The organism is Thalassospira sp. A3_1, assembly GCF_017744215.1.
Lineage (GTDB): Bacteria > Pseudomonadota > Alphaproteobacteria > Rhodospirillales > Thalassospiraceae > Thalassospira > Thalassospira lucentensis_A.
Genome location: NZ_JAGHQQ010000002.1, coordinates 449,762 through 474,745, shown reverse-complemented (window position 1 = coordinate 474,745; position 24,984 = coordinate 449,762). Strand labels below are relative to the sequence as shown.

General features: G+C 56.1%; 17 protein-coding genes. 5 read left to right on the top strand and 12 right to left on the bottom strand.

The window, feature by feature from the left end:
* Positions 1–10 precede the first annotated feature (10 nt).
* The 10 genes from yidD to soxR all read right to left on the bottom strand — a co-directional run bounded on the left by yidD (position 11) and on the right by soxR (position 18,112).
* Entirely contained in the window at positions 11–313 is a 303-nt protein-coding gene (gene yidD / locus J7395_RS09175) for a membrane protein insertion efficiency factor YidD (protein ID WP_062950731.1), read from the bottom strand.
* Complete coding sequence (gene rnpA, locus J7395_RS09170; protein ID WP_309471143.1) at positions 310–756, bottom strand: ribonuclease P protein component; 447 nt, start codon at positions 754–756, stop codon at positions 310–312. The genes yidD and rnpA overlap by 4 nt, the downstream gene beginning before the upstream one ends.
* Positions 757–772: 16 nt before the next feature.
* The gene (rpmH, locus tag J7395_RS09165; RefSeq protein WP_007091264.1) at positions 773–907 is read right to left on the bottom strand and encodes a 50S ribosomal protein L34; all 135 of its coding nucleotides are present in this window, start codon (positions 905–907) and stop codon (positions 773–775) included.
* A gap of 158 nt (positions 908–1,065) precedes the next feature.
* A complete protein-coding gene (locus J7395_RS09160; protein WP_209221273.1) occupies positions 1,066–8,637 on the bottom strand; it encodes an Ig-like domain-containing protein in 7,572 nt (2,523 codons plus the stop codon).
* 145 nt (positions 8,638–8,782) lie between these two features.
* On the bottom strand, positions 8,783–10,135 hold the full coding sequence (locus J7395_RS09155) for an HlyD family type I secretion periplasmic adaptor subunit (RefSeq protein WP_097051146.1): 1,353 nt from the start codon (positions 10,133–10,135) through the stop codon (positions 8,783–8,785).
* Complete coding sequence (locus tag J7395_RS09150; protein WP_209221272.1) at positions 10,132–12,270, bottom strand: ATP-binding cassette domain-containing protein; 2,139 nt, start codon at positions 12,268–12,270, stop codon at positions 10,132–10,134. Before J7395_RS09150 ends, J7395_RS09155 begins: the two co-directional genes overlap by 4 nt.
* The gene (locus J7395_RS09145; protein ID WP_209221271.1) at positions 12,267–13,982 is read right to left on the bottom strand and encodes an ABC transporter transmembrane domain-containing protein; all 1,716 of its coding nucleotides are present in this window, start codon (positions 13,980–13,982) and stop codon (positions 12,267–12,269) included. The genes J7395_RS09150 and J7395_RS09145 overlap by 4 nt, the downstream gene beginning before the upstream one ends.
* A gap of 175 nt (positions 13,983–14,157) precedes the next feature.
* Entirely contained in the window at positions 14,158–14,562 is a 405-nt protein-coding gene (locus J7395_RS09140) for an RNA-binding S4 domain-containing protein (protein WP_062949420.1), read from the bottom strand.
* Positions 14,563–14,637: 75 nt separating this feature from the next.
* Positions 14,638–17,490: a helicase-related protein gene (locus J7395_RS09135; RefSeq protein ID WP_209221270.1), complete on the bottom strand. Its 2,853-nt coding sequence runs from the start codon at positions 17,488–17,490 to the stop codon at positions 14,638–14,640.
* A 130-nt stretch (positions 17,491–17,620) separates the two neighbouring features.
* The gene (gene soxR, locus J7395_RS09130) at positions 17,621–18,112 is read right to left on the bottom strand and encodes a redox-sensitive transcriptional activator SoxR (protein ID WP_062949423.1); all 492 of its coding nucleotides are present in this window, start codon (positions 18,110–18,112) and stop codon (positions 17,621–17,623) included.
* A gap of 123 nt (positions 18,113–18,235) precedes the next feature.
* Between soxR and J7395_RS09125 the strand changes: the two genes are divergently transcribed.
* Both J7395_RS09125 and J7395_RS09120 read left to right on the top strand, forming a co-directional pair.
* Complete coding sequence (locus J7395_RS09125; protein WP_209221269.1) at positions 18,236–18,823, top strand: NAD(P)H-dependent oxidoreductase; 588 nt, start codon at positions 18,236–18,238, stop codon at positions 18,821–18,823.
* Between the two features lie 295 nt (positions 18,824–19,118).
* Complete coding sequence (locus J7395_RS09120) at positions 19,119–19,490, top strand: transposase (RefSeq protein WP_209221268.1); 372 nt, start codon at positions 19,119–19,121, stop codon at positions 19,488–19,490.
* A 326-nt stretch (positions 19,491–19,816) separates the two neighbouring features.
* Here the strand turns inward: J7395_RS09120 and J7395_RS09110 are convergent, their stop codons facing one another.
* Together J7395_RS09110 and J7395_RS09105 are read right to left on the bottom strand one after the other, a co-directional pair.
* Positions 19,817–21,346 (bottom strand): aldehyde dehydrogenase family protein, encoded by a 1,530-nt coding sequence (locus J7395_RS09110; protein WP_209221266.1) that lies wholly within the window; start codon positions 21,344–21,346, stop codon positions 19,817–19,819.
* Positions 21,343–22,242: an NAD(P)-dependent oxidoreductase gene (locus tag J7395_RS09105; protein WP_348541219.1), complete on the bottom strand. Its 900-nt coding sequence runs from the start codon at positions 22,240–22,242 to the stop codon at positions 21,343–21,345. The genes J7395_RS09110 and J7395_RS09105 overlap by 4 nt, the downstream gene beginning before the upstream one ends.
* Before the next feature lie 178 nt (positions 22,243–22,420).
* Here J7395_RS09105 and J7395_RS09100 point away from each other — a divergent pair, with 178 nt between their 5' ends.
* The 3 genes from J7395_RS09100 to J7395_RS09090 all read left to right on the top strand — a co-directional run bounded on the left by J7395_RS09100 (position 22,421) and on the right by J7395_RS09090 (position 24,961).
* Positions 22,421–23,419, top strand: a complete 999-nt coding sequence (locus tag J7395_RS09100) for a LysR family transcriptional regulator (RefSeq protein ID WP_247742071.1) — start codon at positions 22,421–22,423, stop codon at positions 23,417–23,419.
* A 220-nt stretch (positions 23,420–23,639) separates the two neighbouring features.
* A complete protein-coding gene (locus J7395_RS09095; protein WP_062948322.1) occupies positions 23,640–24,470 on the top strand; it encodes a DUF3100 domain-containing protein in 831 nt (276 codons plus the stop codon).
* A gap of 2 nt (positions 24,471–24,472) precedes the next feature.
* Positions 24,473–24,961, top strand: a complete 489-nt coding sequence (locus J7395_RS09090) for a hypothetical protein (RefSeq protein ID WP_097052113.1) — start codon at positions 24,473–24,475, stop codon at positions 24,959–24,961.
* Positions 24,962–24,984: the final 23 nt, after the last annotated feature.

The window sequence follows — 24,984 nt, the reverse complement described above, 5'->3', positions numbered from 1 at the left end:
ATTTACATGACTAAAGCGCCGTTAACCGGAGTTCATCCTCCGACGGCGCTTTGTTTTGTTCACAGCCACATCCGGGCACGGGATCATAACCATGACCACCCCATGGATGGCAACGCATTATCCGCTTAAAACCCATCCAGCCGCCTTTTATTGCCCCATGGCGGGCAAGGGCCTCCATCATATAGGCCGAACAGGTCGGCTGATATCTGCAGGACCACCCGATATAGGGCGATAAAAAGAGCTGGTAGCCGCGAACCGCGATTTGAAGAAGACGCGCCAAGGGGCCTACATTCGATCCGGGAAGGTTACTCATTTGGCAGAGTCTCCTGCCTTCGTCGCACCACCGGAATTTGATCCGCGTCCCTTGCGGGGGCGCTGACCATCCGGGGCGGAAGGTTTGGCATCAGGGATACGCCGCAGGGCAAACCGCATATCATCGACCAGTTTTTCAAAATCCCGGTCAATGGTCTGCTGACGACCGATCACGACATAATCCCAACCGGGCAATGCCATTTCGCTCATCAATTGGTCCGCCACAGCACGCAAACGCCGCCGAACGCGATTGCGAACGACGGCCTTGCCCACCTTTTTGGTGACGGTAAATCCGACTCGTGCGAGTCGATCTTCACCGGCGTATTCTGTGTCCGGTTTGATCCCGGGACGCGGAGCGCCCTGAAGGATCAATCCCTGTGTAACCCATTTCCGGCGGGTGCCTGCGACGCGAAGAAATTCTGCGCGCTTTTTCAAGCGTTCCACCGAAACGGTCACAACATTAGGCCGACAGACGCTTGCGGCCCTTGGCGCGGCGTGCGGTCAGCACACGGCGGCCACCGACGGTCGCGCTGCGGGAACGGAAGCCGTGGCGGCGTTTCCGTACGAGTTTGCTTGGCTGGTAGGTGCGCTTCACTGCACTTACTCCGTTCTAATAAAGGTAATCCGATAAAATTCGAGGTCCGCTGTATAGGACTTCACACCATGGCTGTCAATCGCGACAGGGTGAATTCCCCCAGAAAACCGGCAATGCCGCCGAGATTGCGTCCCGACGGCATCCAAATCGTCTTTTCGTCACCACTCGATACGTTCGACATTGGAAAATGTCAACTCGGTTCCATCAGAAAACACAATGGTTCCCGACGAATCGGTGGATAATTCCATATAGTTGTGTTTCGATTTCGTAATGCTTCCTTCATCAAGAACAAGGGTCCAGTCACTCGAATCGATATTACCGCCATCCGCACCATGCAATTCGATGGTATCGGTAGTCCATCCGTTGGCTCCGCCATCCACATGATCAGAACCATCACCCATGTTGAAAATAAACAGATCCGACCCGCCACCGCCGTAAAGCCGGTCATCCCCGGTGCCGCCGATCAGGGTATCGTCATCATCCCCGCCCAGCAGCATATCGTTTCCGGCTCCCCCGAACAGGGTATCGTTCCCGGCACCACCAGTCAGGGTGTCATTTCCATCGTCACCGTAAAGACGGTCTTTGTCGCCACCGCCATCAATCGTGTCGTTACCCGACCCGCCATACAGCGTATCGCGCCCCCAGCCGGTGGTTAGCGTATCGTTGCCCGATCCACCGTCAAAATAGTTCGACCCGCCGTCCGCGTTCAGGATGTCGTTACCGTCGCCGCCAAGGAAGGTGTCATCACCGTATCCACCATGAATGGAGTCGTTACCGCCTTCGCCCCAGACAGTGTTGTCCCCGCCGCCAACATCAATACGATCATTCCCGTCACCGGATGCGACCGTATCTTTACCGCTACCGGTCGTGATGCTGTCATCACCACTGCCGCTCAGGATGGTGTTCCGGCCTTCGCCACCCGTGATCGTGTTGTTGCCGTCCCCGGCATCAACATAGTCGTCCTTGCTGCCAACACTGATCGTGTCATTGCCGGTGCCCGTCCAGATGCGGTTATCGCCTTCCCCGGCATTGACGATGTTGTTGCCATCACCGCCGACAATGGTGTCATTGCCGCTGCCGGTATATATGGTGTCGTTGCCCGCACCGGTCTGAACGGTATTCGCGCCTTCACCGGCATAGATGATATTGTCACCGCCGCTGGCATGGATCTTGTCATCGCCGCTGCCGCCAGTGACATAGTCATTCCCCTCACCGGCATAGATCGTATTTGTGCCTTCGCCACCATGAACGGTGTCGTTGCCTGCACCGGCATTGATATAATCGTTCCCGCCATCGCCGGTAATGCTGTCATCACCGTCACCGGCATAAATCACGTCATTACCGTTCCCGGCCCAGATCGTATCGTTGCCAGCGTTGGTCCAGATGGTGTCATTCCCGCCCCCCGCACCGATGGTGTCATTGCCGGAACCGGTCTGGAATGTTTCGTTTGCTTCCGTGCCCCAGCGGGTTTCATTCGGATCGGCGACTTCTTCCTCGATTGTAACCAGAAGGATCGCGGTCGTTGTGGCCGTATCGCTACCATCACGCGACTGGGCCGATACCGTCAGTTCGAACGTGCCGAAATAGTTACTTGCCGGTGTCAGGGTCAGGCCACTCAACTGGGCCACGCTCAGCGTCCAGGTACCATTCCCGTTATCAGTCCCGGCAGACAGGCTCGCCCCACCTGGCACACCACTGATGATAATCGTCAGGGTCTCGCTGCTGTCGGTAAGGCCTGCGTCGATATCAAGCGCAACGGCATTGCCTTCGTCCCCAGCGGCATCAGACAGATCAAGTGTCGGCGCATCGGCGACACCGGCAACATCAACCCTAATCGTATCCGTCGCAGTGGCAACATCTTCACCGTCCGCAGATTTCGCGGTCACCGTCAGATCAAAATATCCGCTGAAATCATTCGCAGGCGTGATCGTCAGACCGTTCAGGTCCGCAGCAGACAGCGTCCAGCTTCCGTCACCGTTATCCGTACCGGCAGACAAGGTTGCTCCGTCAGGAACACCGCTAATCGTGACCGAAAGAACTTCGCTGGAGTCCATCAAGCCCGCGTCAATATCGAGAGCAATCGCACTGTCTTCGGATCCACTGGCATCCGCAAAATCAAGTGTCGGATTATCTGCCACACCAGCAACATCAACAGTAATGCTGCCCGTTGTGGTGGCAACATCGTCGCCATCCGCAGACTGCGCGGTCACCGTCAAATCAAACGAGCCGCTGAAGTCGTCCGCTGGCGTGATCGTCAGACCGTTCAGATCGGCAGATGACAGAGTCCAACTGCCATCACCGTTATCTGTACCGGCAGACAACGTCGCACCTTCTGGTACGCCACTTATCGTAACGGTTAGAACTTCGCTGGAGTCCGTGAGACCCGCGTCGATATTCAGCGCAATGACAGAATCTTCGTTGCCAGATGCATCCGCAACATCCAACGTTGGTTCATCGGCAACACCTGCAACATCAACCGTGATCGTATCCGTCGCTGTCGCAATGTCGCTGCCATCTGCCGACTGCGCGGTTACCGTCAGATCGAACGTTCCGCTGAAGTCGTCCGCTGGCGTGATCGTCAGACCGTTCAGGTCGGCAGATGACAGAGTCCAGCTGCCATCACCGTTATCTGTACCGGCAGACAACGTCGCACCTTCTGGCACGCCACTTATCGTAACGGTTAGAACTTCGCTGGAGTCCGTGAGACCCGCGTCGATATTCAGCGCAATGACAGAATCTTCGTTGCCAGATGCATCCGTAACATCCAACGTCGGTTCATCTGCAACACCTGCAACATCAACCGTAATCGTATCCGTCGCTGTCGCAACATCTTCACCATCCGCAGACTGCGCGGTGACCGTCAGGTCAAACGATCCGCTGAAGTCATTCGCAGGCGTGATCGTCAGACCGTCAAGGTCATCCGAACCCAGCGTCCATGTACCGTCACCATTGTCTGTACCCGCCGACAGGGTAGCACCATCCGGAACACCAGAGATCGTGACCGTCAGGACTTCGGAACCATCCGCCAGAGCCGTATCGATATCCAGTGCGATAGCACCGTCTTCGTTACCCGAGGCGTTCGAAACTTCCAGCGTCGGAGTGTCAGCAACACCTGCAACATCAACAGTAATGCTGCCCGTTGTGGTGGCAACATCGTCGCCATCTGCAGACGTTGCCGTCACACCAAGCCCGAAGCTGCCAGAGAAGTCATCCGTTGGCGTAATCGTCAGGCCGTTCAGGTCCGCAGCCGACAATGTCCAGCTGCCATCGCCATTATCGGTACCGGCGGACAAGGTCGCACCTTCCGGAACGCCAGAGATCGTAACCGTCAGGACTTCAGAGCTATCTGTTAGACCAGCATCGATATCAAGCGTGATGGCACTGTCTTCGGTGCCGGACACATTTGACACATCAAGTGCGGGTTGGTCTGCAACACCGGCGACAGCAACGGTAATGGTATCGCTGATCGATGCCGTGTCGTTCCCGTCCTGCGATGTTACCGTGACGGTAAGATCAAAGCTGCCGCTGTAATCACCACTCGGGGTAATGCTCAGGCCTTCGAGATCACTCGCATTCAATGTCCAGCTGCCATCGCCGTTATTGGTCCCGGCCGACAGGCTGGCCCCATCGGGAACACCACTGATGGTGATGGTCATCGTTTCGCTGGTATCTGTCAGCCCCGCATCGACATCCAGATCAATCGCGCTGTCTTCGCTGCCCGATGCATCCGACACGGTCAAAGTCGGTGTATCTGCAACTGCACTGACATCAACATTGATGACCTGGCTGGTCGATGCACTGTCATCGCCAGCACTTGAAGTTGCCGTAACGGCAAGATCGAATGCACCGCTGTAATCATCGGCTGGCGTAATCGTCAAACCTTCAAGGTCTGCGGCCTCCAGCGTCCAACTACCGTCTCCGTTATGGGTTCCGGCAGACAGGGTGGCACCTTCGGGCACACCAGAAATGGTGATGCTCAGGATTTCGGTTGCATCGCCAAGCGACGCATCAATATCAAGGGCAATCGCGCCGCCATCCTCGGCACCCGTGGCATCAGCGACATCCAGTGCCGGAGCCTCTGCCGCCGGGTTATAGGACGCACCATCGACATAAATTTCGAGATTCTCGATATTGCTGACCTCGACCCCGAGTGCGTCAAGCATCAGGCTGCCGCCCTCACCGCTTTCGACATGGGCTTTGAGGTCCTGCAATGCTTCAAGAACACCATCGCCTGAAAGCTGATCCGAACTCAGATAAAGCTTCAATGTATCGGTGTTTGAACCACCATCGACAATGCCGGTTCCCTCTGCCCTCAGATCGACGGTGTAATTGATCTCGTCATTTCCGGCCTCGCCATAAAGCCTGTCATCGCCCGACCCTGTCAGCCTGTCGTCCGAACTACCGCCATAAAGCGTATCCGTGCCGTCTCCCCCATCAAGGGTATCCTTGCCCGAACCACCCAGAATGGTGTCATTGCCCGCATCACCATTCACGATATCATTGGCGTTCCCGGCTTCTATGTAATCATCACCGTCGCCACCCGAAATCGTATCTTTGCCGCCGCCACCATAAATAGTGTCGTTGCCAGCCCCGCCATAGACAATATCGTCAGAGTCCCCGGCTTCGACATAGTCATCGCCGGAACCCGCATCAATGATATCCTTGCCACTACCGCCATGGATCGTGTCATCACCTGCACCTGACGAAATTTTGTCATTGCCGCCGGCCGCATCGATATAGTCGTTGCCGTCACCGGTAATGATCGTATCGCGACCACCGGTGCCGATCACCGTATCATTCGGGTTGTCGATCACCTCGACGGTCAGGTTCTGCGAAACACTCTGGCTGTCATCGCCATCAACAGAAGTCGCGGTAACGCTCAGATCGAACGATCCGGAATAACTGTTGCCCGGTGTTATTGTCAGACCTTCAAGATCGGCTGCACTCAATGTCCATGACCCGTCACCATTGTTGGTGCCCGCAGACAAAACCGCACCGTCCGGCACGCCTGCGATTGTGACAGAAAGTGTCTCGGACGCATCCGTAAGGATCGCGTCGATATCAAGGGCGATTGCCGTACCTTCATCACCCGACGCATCAAGTACCTCAAGCAACGGCAAATCGGCAACCGCGGCAACGTTGACCATAATCGTGTCGGAAACCGTCGCAATATCAACACCATCAACAGATGTTGCGGTAATATCGATATCAAAACTGCCGCTGTAATTTTCTGGCGGTCGGATTGCAAGCCCTTCAAGCTCCGTCGAATTCAGCGTCCAGCTTCCATCACCATTGTCGGTGCCAGCAGACAGGGTTGCCCCCTCCGGAACACCAGAGATCGTGATGGAGAGAACTTCGGAACCGTCCGTCAGACCGGTATCGATATCCAGCGCAATAGTCGAATCTTCCAAACCACTGGCGTCAGAAATCTCCAATGTCGGCGCATCGGCGACACCTACGACATCAACCGTAATCGTATCCGTTGTGGTGGCAACATCTTCACCATCCGCTGACTGCGCCGTCACAGCCAGATCAAACGACCCACTGAAATCATCCGCCGGGGTAATCGTCAGTCCTGCAAGCTGATCTGGACTTAGAGTCCAGCTACCGTCACCATTATCAGTACCCGCAGACAGGTTCGCACCTTCCGGAACACCGGAGATGGTCACCGTCAGGACTTCGCTGCTGTCCGTCAGGCCTGCATCAATGTCGAGTGCAATCGCAGAATCTTCCGAACCACTGGCGTCAGAGACATCCAATGTCGGAGCATCGGCGACACCGGCAACCACGACCGTGATTGAACCGGTCGTGGTTGCTACATCAGAACCATCTGCCGACGTTGCGGTCACACCAAGCTCGAAGCTGCCGGAGAAATCGTCTGCTGTCGTGATCGTCAGACCGTTCAGGTCGGTTGCTGACAGCGTCCAGCTTCCGTCACCGTTATCGGTACCGGCTGACAAGGTTGCTCCGTCAGGAACACCGCTAATCGTGATAGTCAGGACTTCGCTGGAATCCGTCAGACCCGCGTCGATATCCAGTGCAATGCCGCTGTCTTCGGAACCAGTGGGGTTCGAAACTCCCAGCGTCGGAGTGTCAGCAACACCTGCAACATCAACAGTAATGCTGCCCGTTGTGGTCGCAACATCGTCGCCATCTGCAGACTGCGCGGTCACCGTCAAATCAAACGAACCGCTAAAATCATTCGCTGGCGTGATCGTCAGACCCTTCAGTTCCTCGGCAGACAGAGTCCAGGTTCCATCACCATTATCGGTTCCGGCAGACAGGGTAGCACCGTCTGGAACACCACTAATTGTCGCAGTCAGGACTTCTGAGCCGTCCGTGAGACCCGCATCAATATCCAGCGCAATAGCCGAATCTTCGGAACCACTTGCGTCAGAGAACTCCAATGTCGGCGCATCCGCGACACCGGCAACATCAACCGTAATCTCTTCGACTACGACTGCGCTATCCGTGCCGTCAATTGTCGAGACAGATACGGTCAGATCGAAGCTGCCACTGAAATTTTCGCCCGGTGTGATCGTCAGGCCGTCGAGGTCGGCGACATCAAGGGTCCAGGTTCCATCACCACTATCGGTTCCGGCAGACAGGGTTGCACCATCGGGCACGCCTGAGATGGTGATCGAGATGCCCTCGTTCGCGTCCAGCAGTTCGGTATCAATCGACAGCGCTATCGCACTGTCTTCCAAGCCAGATGCATCACTGACATCCAGCGTCGCACCATCCGCAACAGCCGCGACATCAACCGTGAAGGATGTGCTTGTGGAGGATTTGCTGCCGTTTGCCTCGGTGCTGGTTGCGGTCACCGAAAGATCGAAACTGCCGTTGTAATTTTCGCCCGGCGTTATCGTAAGACCCGCGAGCTGCCCCGGCGTCAGCGTCCAGATACCATTACCGTTATTCGTGCCCGCTGACAAAACCGCGCCATCAGGCACACCCGAGATCGTGATCGAGAGTGTTTCGTTTCCACCATCAAGGTCACGAAGAGCTGCGGACACGTCAAGCGAGATCGCGCTGTCTTCATCGCCGATAACATCTGCTGCCGACAGGCTGGGTGCATCGGCAACTTTTGCTACTTCGACCTGAGGCTCCTCCTCCAGAGCGTCATTTGCGTCGCCAGAGGCGACCGCGCCTGCAGGTGTCGCGTTTTCGGAAGCTTCTGGCGTTGCCTGCGCAACGAAATCGGGTTCAAAATTTTCTCCCGATCGGCCTCGACCACCTTCGCGCGCGCCGGGAACCGCTGTTGTGTCCGGCGTGGAAACCGGTTGCAGGTTCTGCGGATTGCCTGTTTCACCACCACGAAGGGAGATCGGGTCCCGGCCGGAACTGCCATCAGCGGTTTCAGATCCCTCGCCAACCGTGTCTATGTTGTTTTCAAGTTCTGTGCGCTCGGACTCGGCCAGAGTCTGCTTTTCGGTCGCCTCGGCCTGGATTGTTTCCTCTGCCCGCTTGTCACCGGCATTACGTCGGCGAAACTCGCGCTGCTGTTCGCCTTGCGGGTTATTGACCTGATTGCCGTAATGAACATTGCCAAGCTGTTCGTTGGAACCGGCCCCGTCACCATCCTGATCGCCATGCAGTTCGACATGTTCGTCCGCATCATCGTCACCGCGATCATCACGCATAAGATCATCACCGCCGGTACCGGTGTCTGACCGGTTGCCGCCCAGTTCATTGCGAGTGTCTTCTGCGTCGCGAGGATCGTCCGCCATCTAACCCATTCTCCGAGAAATGCGGGAAGGGAATCCCTGATCCGCATTTCTATACAAAAGTATAGAATTCTCTGTTTTACCAGAGAAACTTGCGGCCAGGCAGTAGAAATGAAACAAACATTTCCAGCGGGACCATTATCAAAACTCAGCGTTCGCTAAATGCCTGATCAAGCGAGACATAAACCGGCTTGAGCAGATATTGCAGCAACGTCCTTTCCCCCGTCTGGATGTCGGCCTGAACCGTCATGCCAGGGATAATCGGCTGAGCCTGTGCACCTTCACCGACACGGTCGGAATCAAGCGCCACCCTTCCTTTATAATACGGTCGGCCTTCTTCATCAACAAAAGTAGAGGCCGATATCGATACCAATTCACCACTGATACTACCATATCGTATATAATCAAACGCACTGACTTTAACAGTCACCGGCTGCCCCAAATGGACATGGCCGATATCCTCGGTCGAAATCCGGGTTTCGGCGACCAGCGCCTCGTCAGTCGGCACCAGTTCCATGACCACCTGTGCCGGAGCAATAACCCCACCAATCGTGGTAAATTGCAGCCCCTTGATATAACCTTTGGATGGCGCGCGAATTTCAAGTCGCGCGACCCTGTCCTTAAGCTTGCGCAGGGCCTCATCAGCCTGGGCAATTTCACCACCAAGCCGCCCGAGTTCACTTAGCGCTTCCTCGCGCTGACTGTGTTCCAATTCATTCTGACGCAAGTTGGCTTCGGCGATGGTTTCGCGTGCACGTGCCATTTCCGCAACCACGCCCGAAAGATTGCCCTGCGCCTCGTTCAGTTCTCGCTGGATATTCAGGAACAGCACCTTGGAGTTCAGGCCCTGCTCATAGAGCGAACGACGCATCGTTACTTCCTGATTGAGCAGATCGACAGAACGGCGCAATGTGGCTTCCTGTTGCTGGAGCTGGGCCAGTTCGGCATTGCGCTCCTTGATCTGGACTTCGAGGATTTCACGCTGGCTGCTATCGAGGTCGGTCTTGATCCGATAGATTTCCTGCTGATTCTTTGCCAGTTCAGGATACCGGTCTATCAGAAGGGTAAAATCGGGTTCACGCGATTCTGCAAGTGCGCGATAACGTTCGGCTTCAAGACGCAGGCTGGCCAGTTTGGTTTCGGCCTGCGACAATTCTGCCTGCGATGCCTCGGGTTTCAGGCGCATCAGAACCTGATCTTTCTCGACCAGATCACCGTCACGCACCATGATTTCGGAAATGATCCCGCCTTCAAGATGCTGGATCTTGTTGACCGCACCGGTCGGCATCACCTGCCCGAAGGTGGTTGCCGTTTCCTTGATCTGGGTGGTTGCCGCCCACGCGACCAGGGCGATGAAACCAACCGAAAGCATGACCATTGCCGAACGGACAAAGACAGAAATTCCGCCTTCTTCCAGCAATACAGCATGTGACAGATAGCGTGCCATGCGGCGCGACTGGCGGAACCGTTCTATTGCTGTGTTCTGAACTGCTTCGCTCATAGGAAACCTCCGTCAAGCACCTGCTGCTTGATGCGTGCAGGCGGTGCATCAGCACGTACCTGCCCGGCTTCAAGAACAATTATGCGGTCGGCCAGATCAAGGTGACTGGGCCGATGGGTAATGAGGAAAATCGTCGATCCACCGCGCAGGCGGTTGATCGCATGCTGGAACGCCCGATCCGCTTTCTGGTCAAGGCCATTGGTCGGCTCGTCAAACAGGATGATCGGAGCTTCGCGGACAAAGGCACGTGCCAGCGCAAGTCGCTGCAGGAAGCTCGCCGAAAAGCGCGATGAATGCTGATCCCCGATCCGGGTTTCAAAACCATCCGGCAATGCCTCGATTTCGGAAAGAATGCCTGCGGACATACAGGCCATCCGCAATTCATCCGGCGATGCAATCGGGTTGGCAAGGCGCAGGTTTTGCGCAATTGATCCGCGGAAAAATTCAACATCCTGGGGCACATAGGAAATCGACTGACGCAGGGTTTGCGGGTCCATCTGGCGAATATCCGCCCCGTCAATCAGGACCGCCCCGGCCTGTGGCTGATACATGCCAGCGATCAATTTGATCAGCGATGACTTGCCGGCCCCGTTCGATCCGACAATCGCAACCACCTGCCCGGCCTTGATATCGAAATTCACGCCAACAAGTGCCGGATCGGAGTCCGGCGTATAACGGAAACTGACACGCGAGAAGGTTACATTGCCTTCGAACCGGCGTTGCCCGACTGTACGGGGCACCAGGTCGCGTTCCGGCGCAAGGGTCATAAGGCGATTGATCTGGCGAACGGAACCTCGCAACTGGGCAAGCCGCGGCATGCCGACAAATGCCTGATTGATCGGACCAAGAACACGCCACGCCAGCATCATCGATGCCACCAGCGCACCGATAGTCATTGAACCGGCCATCACCTGCGCTGCACCAAAGGCAAGAATAAGAGCACCGGCAGAAATCATCAAAATCTGGGCAGACGTGTTGATCACATTATTGACCATCGCCACCCGGAATCCGGCATAGGCCGTATCGGCCGAAATATCACGAAACCGCGACAACCAGCGATGTTCTGCACCGGTATATTTCAGCGCCTGCATTTTACCGACTGTCTCGACAAGGAATTCCTGTCGGTTCGCACCATTGCGGCCAAGTTCCGAAACCCGTCGCGATACGACCGGGAAGGACACCATGCCGATCAGGACAAAAACAACAATCAGCCCAATCGGAATAAGGGCAAGCCAGCCCCCAAGGATTGCCAGCACGATCAGGAAGATCGGCAGGAACGGCATTTCAAGAATGACAAGCGCCATTGGTCCGCTGAAGAATTCACGCACGCTTTCAAAATCACGAATGCGCGATATCTGCACCCCGACCGGTGCCCGTTCGGTAAAGGCCGGAGGCAGGGACAAAAGACGTTCGAAAATGGCACTGCTGACAAGGGTATCAAGGCGCGCACCAAAATGGCAGACCATCTGACTGCGTAAATTGCGCAAGACCCAGTCAAGGATCAGAACAATTCCCATGCCAATCCCGAACTGGATCAGCATCGGGATGGATCGCGTGCCGATAACCCGGTCATATATCCCCATGACAAACAGCGGGCTGGCCAAGGCCATAAGATTGAGCGTCAGCGTAATCAGCAAAAGCTGTCCACCAAGAGCAGAAAACCTGTCCGTAATTCCGCCGAACCAGCCACGCTTGTCATCTTCAAAGAATCGCTCGTTCCTGCCTGCTTGGGTGAACTGGAACAACCGTCCGGGCAGATTGCCAGGTTGGATCACCTTTTCGCGGCTGGTGCCGCCATCAAAGACACGGATGCCAACATTTTCCGGCTTGATCACCACAAGGGCTGTGCCGTTATCGGGCACAAACAGGCAGGGCATCAGGCGATCATCAATCCGGTCAAATGTGGTATCAATCTCGCGCGAGCGGTAATTCAGGTTCGCCAGCACATTGCGAAAATCGGTAAGATCAAGTGCCTCATCCATATGCGGCAATGCTTCGGCAACCTGACGGGGCAGCCCGCGCCAGCCAAGCGCCTGCAATAGCGGCCAAAGACAGGCATCGAAATCCGACTGGGCGTCGTGGCTCGCAAGCCCCATACGGTAGTTCAGCGCGAAATCCATGTTTTCGATATTCATGACCGGGCCTCCGCGCGTTCGACTTCTTCCGCCTCGATCACCGGTTGGGTCCCGCTTCGCCGCAAAACCGGCACCAGACGTTTTTCAATCAGGCGATATTGCCTGTCGGCAAGGGCGATCAACGATGGGCGGTGCGAAACCATCACCAGCGTACAATGCTTGCGAAGTTCAATCAGCAGACCAGCCAGAATGTTATCGCCAGCAATATCAAGCGAACTGTTGGCTTCGTCGAACAGTACAATCCGCGGATAGTCGATCAGTGCACGGGCAATTGCGATACGCTGTTTGACACCGCGCGGAAGGGTTTCGGATGCCTGTCCGCCCACCTCGGTGTCATAACCACTTGGCATACGCATCACGATTTCATCAAGCCCCAGACGTTTGGAAATTTCGACTACGCGATCACTGCCAATTTCCTTGCGGAAAGATGTGATGTTTTCAAGGATCGTTCCCTTGAACATCACACCATGTTGCGGCAGATAGGCAATCTGCTTGCGGATCGATTCCGATGCATATTTCTGAGGATCCCGGCCATCAAGCCGCACCGTACCGCTATCGGGGCGCAAGGCCCCCATAAGAAGCCACAGCAAAGTGGTTTTGCCGGTTCCATTCTCACCGGTGATTGCCACTGACTCGCCCGGCTGGATCGAAAGTGTCAGATTTTCAAAAATTTTCTCCCCGCCAGTATGCGAGAAACTGACATCGTCAAGCTCTATACGTCCGTCAAGCGGCGGCATTTCAGCAGCATCTTCGGCGTCTTCGGGGGGTAACCGGAAAAGTTCGCGACAACGATCACGTGCAACGCGAATATTCTGAAACTGGGTCCAAAGCCCCATGGCACGTTGCAGCGGCTGGATCGAACGCCCGGCCAGCATGGTGCATGCCGCCAGACCGCCGACCGTCAGATCGGCATCAATAACAAGAAGACTGCCAACACCGGCAACCAGGATCATGGTGATCATCGAAAAGCTGGCACTGGAATTGATCGCGGCATGGGCACAGCGCGCCGCGGAAAGGTCATCCTCGGAACACTGGTTCTGCAACTGGTCATGACGACGGATCATCATGTTTTCCATCGCCATTGCCTTGATGGTGTGAATACCGGTCAGGGTTTCGATGATGAAATTGTAACGCCGCTCGTCGGCCTGACTGCGTTCATCAAGAGCCTGGCGCAATCGCCGCCCCAGCACCATCGCCGTCAACATGAAGGCCATCAGAATAACCAGGGGAACAATGACAAGCTTGCCCCCGATAATCGCGATCAGACCAAGGAACAGAGCGATGAATGGCAGATCAATGACGGCCCCGATAGCCTGCCCGGCATAGAAATCACGCAGGACATTCAGACTGTTCAACCGCTGCAGATGCAGACCCGGCGCTGTTTTCTCGTAGTCTGAAAGACTGGTCGCCAACAGATGGCCAACGGCAGATTGCGAACTTCTATGTTCGAACTTTGCTGCGGACAGCGATGAAATATAGGCACGTCCCAGACGCAGGATGGCCTCAAGCGCCAGCGCACCAAACACCCCCAGCACCAGCAGGGTCAAAGTCGGAATGGCATTGTGTGGCAGCACGCGGTCATAGACCTGCAACAGGGTCACGGGCAAAGCCAGCGACAAAAGGTTGATCACAAGTGCCGCGAGCAGAATGGTAAAACGGCCCGCGCCCAGATGCGACAACGTCCCTATATGCAGGCCAGGCTTGCGTTTCATAACGCCGTTATTCTCCAAGTCCGAGCGAAACCATACTAAAGTGGGTATATTATACCTTAATATAGGATCAATAACCCAAGCCTAAGCCCGAGGCAAGAAAATCCTGAAGGTTCTACAACCCGATATATTGTTCGCGCCGTACCTGGCGTTAGATCAGATTACTGCGTGTAAAATACTATTCATCGCCACGCAACCGGTCTGTTGCGCGCCTTTCGGCTTTTGTCGGACGACCGCTTCCGGCTTCACGTTCGGCAATCGGGGCGGTTCGGATATCCGATGCAACTTCCTTTTTCGCCACACGCGGCGGGGAATGATCAACATAAAGCAACTGGGCTTCGGGGGCTGGTCCGCGACGCTCCCCCGGTGCTACCACCTCGATCACCCGCAAATGCGGCCCCTGAAAGAATTGCAGCCTGTCCCCGGCCACAACCGTCACACTGGCCTTGGACACCGATTGCCCGTTCAGCACGATATGGCCCGACTGGCATGCCTTGCTGGCAAGCGAGCGGGTCTTATAGAACCGCGCATACCATAGCCATTTGTCTATACGGACCTTGCCGCCTGTCTGATCAATTGTCATGGATTGTTTTTACCATCCCCAAAGCAGAACGGCGACCCCGCAAAGGGTCGCCGTGGTGCCGAAAACAGTTCGGGGTTACCCCTTTGCGGCCAGCATTTCCTTCAGCTTGGCGAAAGGTGAATCCTCGTTGATCTGGTTGTTTTTGGCCGGGGCGTTATTCGGACGTCCCTGCCTGCCGCCGGAACGGTCGTCACCCTTGTTCGGGCCGCCACGATTCGGGCGCTGCCCCCCTTTACCTTTCGGGGCACCTTTGCCGCGCGCGTCCTGACGTGGTCCACCACGCTGGCCTTTGCCGCTGGGACCACCGCGCTTGCGGCGATCAACACGGACAAAATATTTCACCTCAACGAATTCCGGCTCAGCTTCGGCCTCTCCGGCTTCCGGTGCAGCTTCAGTTGTCGTTTTACTGACTTCTTCTGCAGTCTCGGCAGGAGCTTCTTCCGCGACTTCCGCCGGAGCTTCGGTCTCAGCAGGGCCATCGGCGGTCACTGCAGCAGGATCAGCCTTTTTCGCAGCTTCCTTGGCATCAAGTTCAGCCTTGCTGACCTTGACCACCTCTGCACGCCAGCCAAGGGCGGTGAACACACCTTCTGCCTGCTCGACCGTGCAGCCAAGAAGCGACAGCAGATCCGGATCCGGTTTGACCTTGCCATCATTTTCGCGTGCCTTCTGGCGCAGCAACGCAGCAAAACGTTCCAGCATGTCTACACGTGCGGCAAGCGGGCCAACAGGCATGTAACCTGCCGCCAGATAGAAGCCCTTGGAATTGCTGCGATCATTTGGAACCGACGTCCGGCCTGCCGGCGGCAGTTCCGGAAGCGCATCCAGTTCACGCGAAATCGCCCAAAGAATACCCCGCAGTTCCACAGGATCGGGTTTCAGCGCATCCAGCACATGAACCGTTTCAACGCCCAGACGCACGCCAAGCTTGGCCAGCGCCTTGCGATCCTCGTCTGAAAGATCCTTGATCAGGCTTTCAAGATCGGCACGCGGCACACAGCCCAAACCTTCGTTCAACTGGAACAGAAGACCACGAATCGGGCCTGGCAACTGACAATCGCGCAGGCGGGTCAGCATTTTCAGACGCGCTTCGATATGGGCGTTGACGAAATTCTGAAGACGGGTACGCACGCGTTCGCGGGTCGGACCATCAAAGAACTCGCTGTCAATGACCTGGACATCAGGGCTGAGGACGGTGTCGCCCTTTTTCAGTCCACCAACAACCGCCCCGTTCCACAGGACTTCTAGTTGGCCATTCACCGCGAATTTATCGTCTTCATCGGTTTCCAGTTGTTTGACACGCTGGGCAATTTCGCCAGTCAGTGCACGACGTGCAGCACTGGCGATAGCCTTGCCTTCAAACGCAGCATCGGTTTCATCGGCGATGAAACGGAATCCTTCCAGTCGGCCGACGTATTCACCTTCGACCTGGACTTCACCATTCGCAGTGATGGTAGACATGAGTTCAGACTTGTCCTTGAGACTTTTCAATAAAACCGAAGTTCGTCTGTCAACGAACCTTTGGGTCAGGCGTTCATGTAGCACATCAGAGAGCTTATCCTCAATGGCCCGCGTACGTTCCTGCCAATGATTGGCATCTTCGAGCCAGTGATGCTTGTGCGATACATAAGTCCAGACGCGAATACCCGCCAACCGTGATGACAACTGATCGATATCACCATCATAACGGTCCAGGCGCAAGACTTGTTCTCCTAACCAGTCGACCGGCAGTTTGCTATTTGGTTTTGCCAGATAGCGATAGATGGATGTTAGCAGCCTTGGATGGGCATCGGTATGGATATTTCTGAAGTCCGGAATCTGGCAGACTTCCCACAATAACTGCACCCGATCCGGGGCCGATGCGATCCGCGCGACGTCTTCGTTCTGCGATAAATGCGCCAGCATGACTTCATCGACCGGTTCGCGCGCCAGAACAAGCGTCGGATTGTCCGACCTCTTGCGCAGCGATTTCTGCAGGGCATCGACGGTTCTGAAATCCAGTCGCGCATTGCGCCAGAAGACTTTGGCAAGCGGTTCGAACTCGTGGGCTTCGATTTGTTCGATAATATCGGGGTCAATCCCTGAAAGATTACCCGTAACGCCAAAGGTCCCGTCATTCATATGACGTCCGGCACGCCCGGCAATCTGGGCGGTTTCAGCCGCCGAAAGCCCGCGATTGAACTGACCGTCAAACTTGTGAAGAGCCGCAAAGGCCACATGGTTCAGTTCAAGGTTAAGGCCCATGCCGATGGCATCGGTCGCAATCAGATGTTCGACCTCGCCATTCTGGAACATCTCGACCTGGGCATTACGCGTGCGCGGGCTAAGCGCGCCAAGCACAACAGCCGCCCCGCCCTTTTGGCGGCGGACAAGCTCGGCAACCGCGTAAACTTCCTGTGCGGAAAATGTCACGACGGCGGACTGGGATGGCAGGCGCTGGATCTTTTTCGATCCGTTATAGGTCAGAGTCGAAAATCGTGCGCGCGTATCAAATTCGACATTGTCGATCAGCTGGCGGATCACCGGGCGGATCGTTTCCGCCCCCATGAACATGGTTTCGCTCATACCGCGCGCATGCAACAGCCGATCGGTAAAGACATGCCCGCGTTCGGGATCGGCACACATCTGGATTTCATCGATGGCCAGAAAATCAACCTGCTTGTTGATCGGCATGGCTTCCACGGTGCACAGGAAATAGCGTGCTGATTTCGGAAGAATGCGTTCTTCACCGGTGATCAGCGCCACCGCCCCCTTGCCAACACGGGCGACCGCGCGATCATAGTTTTCCCGTGCCAGAAGCCTAAGCGGAAAACCGATCATACCCGAGGTATGCGCCAACATCCGTTCCATGGCCAGATGGGTCTTGCCGGTGTTGGTGGGGCCCAGTATGGCAAGGATACGGGGACCGGTTCGGGTTGAAATCTGCATCAAACTTTTCCAGCAGGCATCGCGGATGATCTCGCGCGCCTAGTTCAATGCGCTTTTCAACACGCCGCATCGCACAATGTCAAGCATTCTGCCGTATCGGTCAGAGTATCCCAATGCATTCCGTTACGGATCAAGACGTTCCATCTGAGGGTTCGTGATCCTGTATGTCATCAAGTTCAAGCAAACGTGCCCCGGGACCATCCGTTGCCAGTTCATCCGACGGGTTGCGAAGCGGACAGTCGTTGATCGAAAGGCAGCCACACCCGATGCATTTACCCAGTTGATCGCGCAGCAGGGTCAATTGTTCGATCCGGCTATCCAGATCATCACGCCACCGCGACGAAAGCTTTTCCCAGTCCTGTGTTGTCGGCGCCCGGTTATTTGGCAGTCCTGATAACGCATTGCCTATTTCCGCCAAAGGAATGCCGGTGCGTTGCGCCACCTTTATGATCGCGACCCGGCGCAGGACACCGCGCGGAAAACGTCGTTGATTGCCATCCGTCCGGATCGAGGAAATCAGTCCCTTGCGCTCGTAAAAATGGATCGCCGATACCGCAAGTCCGCTTCTTTTTGCGACCTCCCCGACACTCAGATAGCGATGCAATACCCCGCTCTTTTCCATTTCCCTGCCCTTTTGTCATTCTTTTGTGATGCATTTCTGCATTCGAAATCTGCTATTGACCTAAACCAATGTTAAGGTTCTATAGAATGACTCCTTGTTGCGAAATAATCAAGGAGCCACGCCATGAAAGAGTCTTTTAACCTTGCCGTGATCTATGGCAGTGCCCGTGAAAACCGGTTCTGCGATACGGTTGCCGGATGGGCCGTCGAAATCCTGAAAAGTGATCCCGACTTGTCCATTGATGTGATTGATCCCGCCAAACTTGATCTGCCTTCACGCCATGTTGGCAATACGCATCCCGGCGTTGCCGAATTGCAAGCCAGTCTGGCTGAAGCCGACGCCTTTCTGGTTGTAACTCCGGAATACAATCACAGCTTTACCGGCGAACTGAAACTGCTGATCGATTCAGCCAAAGCCGAATGGCGGCGAAAGCCTGTGGCTTTTGTGTCCTATGGCGGAATGTCGGGTGGTTTGCGTGCCGTTGAACATCTGCGGCATGTTTTTGCCGAACTGCACGTCGTGACGATGCGCGACGTCGTCAGTTTCGCCAATGTATGGAACCTGTTTGATCCGGACGGCTACCCAATCGACAAGGCAGGAAGCGAAACAGCCCTGAGAAACATGGTCACCGATCTGAAATGGTGGGCCCGCACATTGCGCGATGGCCGTTACCCCAAGTCACAACCGAATTGCTGGAGGACGGCATCGTGAACAATAGAGCCTTCCCTACCGGTATATACCTCTCTGGCGGTCGAGCAATGTGTAGTAACCTCAACCATATCACGTGAACGGAGCGATCAACTGCCCCTCCAGAGAGGTGATAAACTCACTACTTTTTAAGGCAATGAGTATACCATTTCATAAAACACCTTTTAAACCCGATTTGTTCTTGTCCTGATTCTAGAGCATCCCATGAATATTGGGTCGTTTTCGACGACTGGACTTTGTCGGGACTTTTGATTTTGGGTATGCTTAAAACAAAGAAGCTCATCAGGAAGAGCTTGAGATGATGACACTTTCATTTCTGGTGCCGCCGGATCATTTGCTGTGCAAGATTGATGTGGTGATTGATTTCGATTTCATCCATGACTGTGTCGCGCATTTATACTGTGCTGATAACGGGCGACCGGCCCTTGATCCGGTGATGTTGTTCAAGATGCTGTTTATCGGCCATCTGTTTGGCATTCGATCAGAGCGGCAATTGATGCGCGAGATCAAGGTCAATGCGTCCTATTGCTGGTTCCTGTATCTTCGCCTGACCGAGAGGGTTCCCTATGCCAGTACTACCAGTCAGAATCGGGGCACCGTTTCAACGACAGCGATATCTGTCAGGAGCTTTTCAACGAGACTGTCGAACAGGGGATCCGGGCAGGCCTGATTGATGGCACCGTGCTTTACAGTGACAACTCACACCTTAAAGCTCAGTAAACAACTTGAATATCCACCCAGGATCAATGCCCATCGATGCTCGCAAGGGAAAATCCTCGGTACAACACCACCAACAGGTCCGCATATCAAGAATACAAGAGCACTCCTGCGATCTGCGAAACCTGTCCACTACGCGATGCCTGCACGCAAAGCTGCAATCACACCAAAGTCGTGACAGGCCATGTCTTGCAGCACAGCCTTGAAAAGATCCCTGCCAACCGGCTCAGCCCTTGGGGAAAACGGATTTATGAGAGATACTGATGATCGATATGCGCCCTATTCCGGTGCATATCCGAATGCGGCAGGCGGATTGGCCGCCGTTTCGGTCCAGACACTTTTGGGCTGCATATATTCCATCAACCCTTCCTTGCCGCTGGATCGGCCATAACCACTGGCCCCAAACCCGCCAAAGGGCGACATGACATTGATCGTCTTGTAACTGTTGATCCAGAAGGTCCCGGCCCGCACATTGGCCGCCACCCGGTGCGCCCGATCCACCGATTGCGTCCACACCGCCCCGGCCAGACCAAACTTGCTGTCATTGGCAATCGCAACCGCCTCTGCCTCATCATCAAACGGGATGACGGAAACCACCGGGCCAAAGATTTCCTCGCGCGCAATCGCCATGTCGTTGCGCACATTGCCCAACACCGTCGGACGCAGGAAATAACCCTCGTCATACCCTTCCGGGCGAACGCCGCCGGCCAGCAGTTCCGCGCCTTCTTTCTGGCCTGCTGCCACCAACCGACGCACCGTCTGATATTGCGCGTCATTGTTGATCGGGCCGATCTGGGTTGCGCTATCCATCGGGTCCCCGACCGGAATGCGATTGGCCCCATCGACCAGCATATCAAGGAACCGGTCAACCACATTTCGCTGCACCAGAAGACGCGATCCCGCGACACAGCTTTGCCCCGCGCCGCTAAAGATCGCGGCCTGCGCACCAAGCACCGCACGTTTAAGGTCGGCATCGCCAAACACGATATTGGCCGATTTCCCGCCAAGCTCCAGCACGCAGGGCACAATGTTCTGGGCCGCCTGAGCGGCGATAATCGCCCCTGTGCGCGGCGACCCGACAAACACCACCTTGCGCGTCACGTCATGGGTGGTCGCCGCAACCCCGGTCGTGGTGCCAAGCCCGGTCAGAACCGTGATCACCCCATCGGGCAATCCGGCCTTTTTCGATAAAACCCCAAGGGCCAGCGAGGTCAAAGGCGTCATTTCGGATGGTTTCAGAACCGCCGCATTGCCGGTGCAAAGGGCTGGGGCCAACTGCCACCCGGCGGTAAAGATCGGTGCATTCCACGGCGTAATCTGTGTCACCACGCCATACGGTTCGGGACGGGTATAGTTCAGGTGGCTGGTCGGCACCGGGATCACATCGCCATGCAGCTTGTCGGCCCAACCGGCGTAATATTCAAACATCTCCGCGACTTTAAGCACCTCGACCTTGGTATCGCGGATCGGCTTGCCCGCCGTCACCGTTTCCAGCAACGCAAGCTGTTCCAGATGATCACGCACCTGCTGCCCAATCCGCCAAAGGATGCGGCCACGTTCAGCCGCCGTCATGCCCCACCAGACTTTCTGTCCGGCACTGGCCGCCTGCATCGCCGCATCAACAACCTCCGCCCCGGCATCCTTAAGCGTCAAAAATGCCTTGCCGGTTGCCGGATCGATCAGTTCGAACATATCACCGCGTCCGGGCATCATCGCCCCATTGACCCAGCTTCCGATCTCATCGCTGCCAAAAAACGGCGCCATGGCCTTGTGATAGTCACGCGCCATCATTTTGGAATCACTGCTCATGATTTGGCTCCTTTGTCGGCAGGATCACATTCGGTGATACGGTTGAAATCAGCGTCATCGGCAAGCACTTCGGCACTCGCCGCCCAAATCTGTCCGGCCAATCCCGAAACTGGCAGGGAAACGTCTTTTTCCTTGGCAAGCGCCATGGCAAGCCGCACATCCTTTCGCATCAGTCCCATGGTAAAGCCGCTGTCAAAGGCACCATTCATCACCCATTTCGGATAATTGACCTCGCTGATCGCACTCCGCCCTGATCCGGCATTCAATGCCGCAATCAGGTTTTCCGTCGTCACGCCTGCCGCATTGCCAAGACGCACCGCCTCGCTCATGGTCAGAAGGTGGCTTGCCACCAACATGTTATTGACGATCTTGACCGCATGACCCGCACCGACCGGCCCGACATGGGTAATCTTCCCGCCCAGCGAATTCAGGACCGGCATCGCACGCGCCACATCGGCATCCCCGCCGCCGACCATCATGGTCAGATTGCCGCTATTGGCACCGGCCGGTCCGCCGCTGACCGGCGCATCAATCAGGATATGCCCATGTGTCCGCAGCACCGCATCAAGCTCGCGGGTTACATCGGGTTCCGATGTCGTGGTGTCGATCACAAGCCTTGGGTCCATATCGCGTGCACCAAGGCCCTCATCACCGGTCAGAACCGTGCGCACATGGTTCGCCGTCGGCAGCGACAGGACAATCGTCTGGCACGCTTCAAACAGTTCGGGCAGGCGGGCAACGATGGTCGCCCCGGCGGCGGCAGCTTCGGCCTGACGTTCCGGCGAAAGGTCAAACCCGACCACCGAAAAGCCATCCCGCAACAGGGTACGGACCATGCCCAGCCCCATATTGCCAAGACCAACGACACCAATTGTGCCGGTTTCTGGATTACTCACGATAAATGCCTCTTTGCTTTCAGACAGCCGGGCTCAGCCGGTGAAGGCACGCGCCTTCCCGTCACGGCACCAATGCGGTCCGATGTGATTTTTTGATTTTGCCCCCCCGACTTTCCGGTGGATATCGGGTGAACTCAAGATCAATTGCCGGAACATGTTGTTGCCGAAACAGCAACACATGTGGTCTGATTACGTGATCAGCTTCACAAGCACCAAATATCCGCCACCCCAATCAGGCACCACCACCATGAAGATCGACGATAAGCCGCTGCGTTATTTCCTTGCCGTGTTCGAGGCCGGCTCCATCCGCACCGCGGCAGAAAACCTGCGCATTGCCCCATCCGCCATCAGCCGCCAGATCGCATCCCTCGAAGCCCATCTTGAAACGCTTCTGATGGAACGCACCAAACGCGGCATCATCTTCACGGAATCGGGCCATATGGTTGCCGCCCATGCCCGACGCCGCTTTGAAATGGACGAGGCCTTTTCGGTTGATCTGGCCGCCGCACGTGGCGCCATCGCCGGAACGGTGCGCATCGCGACCGGCGAAGGATTTGTGGTTGATCTGGTCAATCACGTTGTCCGCCCGCTTCGCGATGAATTCCCTGATATCCGCCTTGAAATTGATGTCGCGGGTACTGAAAAAATCACCCATGGCATCCTGCGTGATGATTACGATATGGGGCTTGTCTTCAACCCGCCGCGCAATCCCGATCTGGAATTGCTGGCCGAGGATCACGCACCGCTTTGCGCCCTTGTCCCGCCCGGATTTGATCTGGCGAAAAAGGAAACCTGCACGCTTTCCGATACGCTGAATTACCCGGCTGCCTTGCTGAACCCGCATTTTGGCGTTGCCAAGCTTCTGGCCAATGTCGATCACGGCAACCGGGTAGCGCGTGATGCGTTCCTGACCGCCGATTCGATCAATGTCGCCGTCCATTTCGTGCTATCTGGGGGCGGCATCACCTTTCTTCCGGCCTTTGCCGTATCGCGACAATTACGCAGGGGCGAGGTCGTGGCGATCCCCCTGACCGACCATTTTCTGGCCCGCGTTCCATCGCATCTTCTGGTGCGCAAGGGACGCCCGAAAACCGCCGCCGTGCGGGCGGTTACCGGCATGATCCGCGACCGGATGGAGGCCTTCGGCTCCGCCTGGTATCCCGAAGAACACGCATAGCATCAAGGCACCTGTTGCCGTTCCGGCAACAAAAGCATCCCAAAATGGCACTTGCTCCACCCCGGTCGAGTTTTCATTGTCGGACAAAATCCCCGGCGCCAAAAATGGCAAAATTGTGAAATCTGCCAATGCCGGGATACCGCAGGGATGATGCAACAGTCTGGCCTTTTTGACCGTGGCCATGGTTGCGTCGAACACGCCACGTCAAGGAGATTGGGAAATGAACGCGCTTCGGGGACAATTGGAGCTTTGGCGGCTCCACCTCGCCGTTATCGTACTCGGCGCCATCGCCGAACTGATCGGCATTCAGAAAATTCCGTTGGGCATCGGCGCGATCCTGCTGCTGCCGCTGCTTTATGCCTTCGTCATGGCGGCATTGATGAACCCGAATGTCATGCCGAAATTCGGAAAATTCATCCGCCAGAAGGAAGTTGCCGCCGCATCGCCGCTGATCGTGATTGCGATCATGCCCTTCATTGCGAAATTCGGCACCACCATCGGACCGGCAATCGAAACCATCATCGCAGCCGGCCCGGCCCTTCTGTTGCAGGAACTGGGCAATCTCGGCACCATCGTTCTGGCCTTCCCGCTCGCGGTCTGGGGCCTGAAAATGGGCCGCGAGGCCATTGGCGCAACCTTCTCTATTGCGCGTGAACCCAACCTTGCGATCATCGCCGACCGCTATACCCTCAAAAGCCCCGAGGGCACGGGTGTGATGGGCGTTTACGTGATCGGCACCCTGTTTGGCACGTTCATCTTTGCCATTCTGGCGTCCCTTTTCGCCAGTGCAGACATCTTTGATCCGCGTGCCCTTGCCATGGCATGTGGCATCGGCAGCGGCTCGATGATGGCGGCCTGCACCGGCGCCCTGACCGAAGTCATTCCATCCATGAAGGACGAAATCCTTGCCCTTGCCGGGGCCAGCAACCTGCTGACCTATGCGACCGGGCTATATGCCGGCCTGTTCATCGCCCTTCCGATTGTTGAAAAACTCTATAACGCGACGGCTGGCAAAAACGACATCGCCACCGCAAACAAGAAGGAGGCCTGATCATGTCCGAGAACGCAATTGCAATGGAACGTACCCGTCCGAACATTGATCTGACAGATCACGCCGTTACCCTTGTCATTGTCTGCCTTGTCGGGCTGGTGATGAATACGGTCGGTCCGGCCATCCCGCTTGCCGATGGGTTTGTCGGCATGGTGGTGATTTATCTGATCACCATGGTCGGCCTGCTTCTGACCCGCTTTGCACCTTTCTATCTGCCAAGCGTCGCATGGATTTCGCTGGTCGGTATCCTCGCGACCCTGCCCTGGACCCCGGGTTCGGAATGGATCGTCGAGCAGGCCAAATCGGTCAACTTCCTGGCCCTTGCAACCCCGGCCCTTGCCTATGCCGGCTTTGCGATTGCCAAAAAGGAAATCGAGGTCGCCAGGCATTCCGGCTGGAAACTGGCACTGGTTGCCTGCCTTGTCTTCCTTGGCACCTATGCCGGTTCGGTTCTGGTGGCCGAACTGATCCTGCGCCTGCAAGGCGCCTGATCAGACACCATATGAACGGGGGC

What these genes read in the sequence shown, in the direction of transcription:
- J7395_RS09090 (WP_097052113.1), top strand. Translation starts at nt 24,473, where the DNA reads ATGTCCGAGAACGCAATTGCAATGGAACGTACCCGTCCGAACATTGAT.
- J7395_RS09150 (WP_209221272.1), bottom strand. Translation starts at nt 12,270, where the DNA reads ATGAATATCGAAAACATGGATTTCGCGCTGAACTACCGTATGGGGCTT.
- J7395_RS09160 (WP_209221273.1), bottom strand. Translation starts at nt 8,637, where the DNA reads ATGGCGGACGATCCTCGCGACGCAGAAGACACTCGCAATGAACTGGGC.
- J7395_RS09095 (WP_062948322.1), top strand. Translation starts at nt 23,640, where the DNA reads ATGAACGCGCTTCGGGGACAATTGGAGCTTTGGCGGCTCCACCTCGCC.
- soxR (WP_062949423.1), bottom strand. Translation starts at nt 18,112, where the DNA reads ATGGAAAAGAGCGGGGTATTGCATCGCTATCTGAGTGTCGGGGAGGTC.
- J7395_RS09120 (WP_209221268.1), top strand. Translation starts at nt 19,119, where the DNA reads ATGATGACACTTTCATTTCTGGTGCCGCCGGATCATTTGCTGTGCAAG.
- J7395_RS09125 (WP_209221269.1), top strand. Translation starts at nt 18,236, where the DNA reads ATGAAAGAGTCTTTTAACCTTGCCGTGATCTATGGCAGTGCCCGTGAA.
- J7395_RS09100 (WP_247742071.1), top strand. Translation starts at nt 22,421, where the DNA reads ATGTGGTCTGATTACGTGATCAGCTTCACAAGCACCAAATATCCGCCA.
- J7395_RS09110 (WP_209221266.1), bottom strand. Translation starts at nt 21,346, where the DNA reads ATGAGCAGTGATTCCAAAATGATGGCGCGTGACTATCACAAGGCCATG.
- J7395_RS09145 (WP_209221271.1), bottom strand. Translation starts at nt 13,982, where the DNA reads ATGAAACGCAAGCCTGGCCTGCATATAGGGACGTTGTCGCATCTGGGC.
- J7395_RS09135 (WP_209221270.1), bottom strand. Translation starts at nt 17,490, where the DNA reads ATGCAGATTTCAACCCGAACCGGTCCCCGTATCCTTGCCATACTGGGC.
- J7395_RS09140 (WP_062949420.1), bottom strand. Translation starts at nt 14,562, where the DNA reads ATGACAATTGATCAGACAGGCGGCAAGGTCCGTATAGACAAATGGCTA.
- J7395_RS09155 (WP_097051146.1), bottom strand. Translation starts at nt 10,135, where the DNA reads ATGAGCGAAGCAGTTCAGAACACAGCAATAGAACGGTTCCGCCAGTCG.
- yidD (WP_062950731.1), bottom strand. Translation starts at nt 313, where the DNA reads ATGAGTAACCTTCCCGGATCGAATGTAGGCCCCTTGGCGCGTCTTCTT.